The organism is Mesorhizobium sp. M7A.F.Ca.CA.003.01.2.1 (genome assembly GCF_003998945.1).
Lineage (GTDB): Bacteria > Pseudomonadota > Alphaproteobacteria > Rhizobiales > Rhizobiaceae > Mesorhizobium > Mesorhizobium ciceri.
Window position 1 is genome coordinate 1 of the sequence record NZ_RZRA01000525.1, and the last position, 3,939, is coordinate 3,939.

The following is a 3,939-nucleotide window of genomic DNA, read 5'->3' on the forward strand; positions in this document are numbered from 1 at the left end:
CTCGGCCTGTCGCCGGACTCGATCTTCCAGACCTCGACCGTGCGCGAGGAGTTCCTCAAGCGCTTCATGAATTCGGTGATCACCTCGGTCGGCGCGTCGAGCCTCGCCATCATCATCGGCAGCCTCGCCGCCTACGGGCTCACCCGCTATCGCTACCATTTCGCCTGGTTCAAGAACGAGGACATCTCGTTCTTCTTCCTGTCGCAGCTGATCCTGCCGCCGGTGGTGCTGGCGCTGCCCTTCCTGGTGCTCTACCGCGAGGTCGGCCTGCTCGACACGCGCATCGGGCTGATCCTGCTCTACACGCTGATGGTGCTGCCGATCGTCATCTGGATCATGCGCGACCAGTTCAACTCGATCCCGGTCGAGCTCGAGGAAGCCGCCCTTGTCGACGGGCTGTCGATCTGGGGCGCGTTCTTCCGCATCGTCATGCCGATCGCGCTGCCGGGCATGGTCGCCGCCTTCATCCTGGCGATGGTGCTGTGCTGGAACGAGTATTTCTTCGCCGCCCTTTTGACCTCGACCGACGCCAAGACGATCCCGGTCATGGTGGCGAGCCAGACCGGCTCGCAAGGCATCAACTGGTGGTCGATGGCGGCACTAGCGACGGCGGCCATCGCGCCGCTCGCCGTCATTGGCATCGCGTTGGAGCGCTATCTGATCATGGGCATGACCGCGGGCGCGGTGAAGTAGCATGGCGCCCTCTTACCTTCTCCCCCTTGTGGGAGAAGGGAAGCCGCGCGCTAGCGTCCCAATATTGCCCGCAGGTGGTCCATGATCATGGCGACGCCCTTCTGCCCGAGCTCTGCCGAAGCATCCTTGGCGCTCGCCGTGTACCAGCCGGTATTGTCGGCGAAGTGATTGGCATCGACAGCCTCCGGGCATAGCGCCAGCATCAGCGAGGTCTCGCCAATGCCGGCATGGTCGAACGGGTACTTGCCGTTCATGTCAGCCGACATCAGCGGATGCACCTGCACCCAGTTGAAGAAATTTTCACCCGCCGCGTGTCCTGAATAATAGTCCGCCATCGCCTGCGACCCCCACCAGCCCTCGCCGCGCTCCTTTTCGAGGAAGCGGAAGATCGCCTGGCGGCCGGCGGCCTTGAACGCCAGATCGGTCGGCATGCCGGCGACAAAGTTCTCGGTCTGGTGGTGGATAATGGCGTGGATGTTGCGGAAGCCGATGCGCAACAGGCTGTAGAACAGCTCCTCGCCGAACGGCGCCAGCGCATTGCCGCCGACCTGCACCGAGCCGCTGCCTTCCGGCGGCGCCACCGCATAGCTTGCCGCACCGTAGTAGAAGGGCGGCAGGATGACGACGTCCTTCTCCTTTTCGAACAGCTCCAGCGTCTTGATGACGGCCAGCGTGTCCATGCCGACGGCCATATGCTCGCCATGGTATTCCAGCACGCCGAGCGGCAGAGCGACCGGCCAATTCTCGGCGATCGCCCTGCGGATCTGGTGTGGCAGCATCAGTTCATAGCGCATGATCTATTCCATGTTGGTGTGGCGGGCGCGCATGGCTTCGGGCGACACGCCGGTCAATTCCCTAAGCTTCAGCACCATCACCTCAAACAGCAGGAACAGCGCGCCTTCGAACACCGAGCCCATCGGCAGGACCGATGTTTTTTGCGCCCCCTGATCGTTGGCCATGGTCTGCGCGGGAATGAGCAGCGTGAAGTCGGCAAGCCTTGCCGCGCTGCCTTCGGCCTGGGCGGTCAGCAGGAGATTGGTTGCACCTGCTTGGCGCGCGACCTGCATCAGGGTCAGCACGGTCGAGGTTTCTCCCGGCCCGGAACTGACCAGGAAGACATCGCCCTGCCCCAGCGGCGGCGTGTTCATGTCGCCGACCACGGAAACCGGCAGGCCCAAATGGTAGAGCCGCATGGCAAAACCCTTGACCTGCAAGGCCTCGCGGCCGCAGCCATAGACGACGATCTGTCGCGCGCCGGCTAGCGTTTTGCAGGCGGCGTCGATCCGGCTTTCGTCGATGCGTGCCAGCACGCCACCCAGCTCCTCAAGTGAGGTCTCGAACAGGCTTTTGCTCTTGTCGCTCACCGCAAACCCGCCATTGAAAAATCACCCTGGTATTTGCCGCTCTTGCTGCCACGAACAGCTTGATTTCGTTCATGCTAGCAACCGCGAAAATGCGTGTCCAACGCGCAGCTATGCTTTTGCCTGATCACAGGCGTGATAGTGTCATGTCAGACAAATCAGGCGAGGCAAACAGCAGGATATGAAGACACGGCATTTCGACCGCATCGGCAATGGCGGCATCAGTTTCACCGAGCTCGGCTTCGGCGCGGCGCCGCTCGGCAATCTCTACCGTGCCGTCTCCGACGAGGACGCCAACGCTACGCTGGAGGCCGCCTGGGCGACCGGCTGCCGCTACTACGACACCGCGCCGCTCTATGGGCTCGGCCTCTCGGAAACGCGGCTCAACCCGTTCCTGCGCGGCAAGAAGCGCGACGACTATGTGCTGTCGAGCAAGGTCGGCCGCATCATGCGTGCCTGCCCGCCCGAAGAGCGCACCGGCATCGGCAAGTTCTTCGACACGCCATCACGCCGCGAGGTGTACGACTACAGCTATGACGGTGTCATGCGCTCGTTCGAAGCCTCGCTTGAGCGCCTCGGCGTCGACCGGATCGACATCCTCTTCGTGCACGATGTCGACATCTTCACGCATGGCAGCAAGGAAGCCTCCGACCGGCGCATCGAGGAGTTCATGCGCTCGGGCTATTACGGCCTGCTGTCGCTGCGCGACCAGGGCGTGATCAAGGCGTTCGGCGGCGGCATCAATGAGTGGCAGGTCGCGCAGACGCTGGCTGAGCGCGGCGACTTCGATCTGTTCCTGCTGGCCGGGCGCTATACGCTCTTGGAACAGGAGGCGCTGACGTCCTTCCTGCCGCTCTGCCAGGCACGCGGCATCGGCATCGTTCTCGGCGGACCCTACAACTCCGGCATCCTCGCAACAGGGCCGAAGCCCGGAGCCTACTACAACTACTCCGAAGCGCCGAAGGACATACTCGACCGGGTCGCCGGGATCGAGAACGTCTGCAAGCGTCATGGTGTCAGGCTGATCGAGGCCGCCCTGCAATTCCCGCTGCTGCATCCTTCAGTCGTTTCGGTGATCCCCGGTGGCCAACGGCCGAGCGAAGTCGAGAGCAATCGCTCGCTGCTCGATGCGAAACTGCCCGCAGCACTTTGGGCGGATCTCAAGGAGGAAGGTCTTATGCGCACTGATGCGCCGACCGCATAAGCCGGCCGCGTCGCGTCAGCGTCGGGCACCAAAATGAAAAGCCGGGCAAGCCCGGCTTTTCTGGTCGCATGAACCGGCGTAGGGCACCAAAATGAAAAGCCGGGCAAGCCCGGCTTTTCTGAGGTCTCTGAAAAGAAAAAACGCTTAGTTGACTGCGTCCTTGAGGCCTTTGCCGGCCGAGAACTTCGGCACGGTACGCGCCGGGATCTTCACTTCGGCGCCGGTCTGAGGATTGCGGCCGGTCGAGGCGGCACGCTTTGACACGGTGAAATTGCCAAAGCCGACAAGCCGGACATCGCCGCCCTTCTTCAGTTCGCCGGTGATCACGGAAAATACCGCATCGACCGCCGACTGCGCGTCACCCTTCGAAATGCTCGCGGCGTCGGCGACAGCGGACACCAGTTCGTTCTTGTTCATAAAAATTCCCTTCCATGAGAACACCGGAACTATCGACTCATCCGGCAGGAAACGGACTTTAGAAAGAAGCGCTCCCGCAACCAAGTCGAAAAGGCAGGAAAAAAGCGGAAAAAGCCCGGAATTCCGGGGTTTTTCACATGAAAAAGCCGGGCGTCAGGCCCGGCTCTCCGTTTGTGCGCTGCAACCTCGACGAAAACCAACGCATGGCCCCGAAAACCGTAGCCGGTTTGCGGCAAGGGCCATGCGCAAGTCTGGGCGTTAGAG

6 protein-coding genes are annotated in these 3,939 nt (G+C 62.2%); 2 read left to right on the top strand and 4 right to left on the bottom strand.

Going from position 1 to position 3,939, the window contains the following annotated elements; genetic code table 11:
- A partial coding sequence (locus EN969_RS20295) for a carbohydrate ABC transporter permease (protein WP_164758373.1) occupies nucleotides 1-693 on the top strand: 693 nt, incomplete at its 5' end.
- Between the two features lie 50 nt (nucleotides 694-743).
- On the opposite strand, the gene EN969_RS20300 is transcribed toward EN969_RS20295, so the two are convergent.
- Both EN969_RS20300 and EN969_RS20305 read right to left on the bottom strand, forming a co-directional pair.
- Nucleotides 744-1,487 (bottom strand): creatininase family protein, encoded by a 744-nt coding sequence (locus EN969_RS20300; protein WP_063167792.1) that lies wholly within the window; start codon nucleotides 1,485-1,487, stop codon nucleotides 744-746.
- A 3-nt stretch (nucleotides 1,488-1,490) separates the two neighbouring features.
- Entirely contained in the window at nucleotides 1,491-2,057 is a 567-nt protein-coding gene (locus tag EN969_RS20305) for an SIS domain-containing protein (RefSeq protein WP_027162393.1), read from the bottom strand.
- 178 nt (nucleotides 2,058-2,235) lie between these two features.
- Here EN969_RS20305 and EN969_RS20310 point away from each other — a divergent pair, with 178 nt between their 5' ends.
- On the top strand, nucleotides 2,236-3,258 hold the full coding sequence (locus EN969_RS20310; RefSeq protein WP_063167791.1) for an aldo/keto reductase: 1,023 nt from the start codon (nucleotides 2,236-2,238) through the stop codon (nucleotides 3,256-3,258).
- A gap of 144 nt (nucleotides 3,259-3,402) precedes the next feature.
- Here EN969_RS20310 and EN969_RS20315 read toward each other — a convergent pair whose 3' ends face one another.
- On the bottom strand, nucleotides 3,403-3,675 hold the full coding sequence (locus EN969_RS20315) for an HU family DNA-binding protein (protein ID WP_006201846.1): 273 nt from the start codon (nucleotides 3,673-3,675) through the stop codon (nucleotides 3,403-3,405).
- Between the two features lie 29 nt (nucleotides 3,676-3,704).
- Nucleotides 3,705-3,939: hypothetical protein (locus EN969_RS35570; RefSeq protein WP_206525192.1), on the bottom strand; the 235-nt coding region annotated here is incomplete at its 5' end.

Excerpts from the sequence above, each read along its gene's own strand:
- EN969_RS20300 (WP_063167792.1), bottom strand. The coding sequence starts at position 1,487 with ATGCGCTATGAACTGATGCTGCCACACCAGATCCGCAGGGCGATCGCC.
- EN969_RS20310 (WP_063167791.1), top strand. The coding sequence starts at position 2,236 with ATGAAGACACGGCATTTCGACCGCATCGGCAATGGCGGCATCAGTTTC.
- EN969_RS20315 (WP_006201846.1), bottom strand. The coding sequence starts at position 3,675 with ATGAACAAGAACGAACTGGTGTCCGCTGTCGCCGACGCCGCGAGCATT.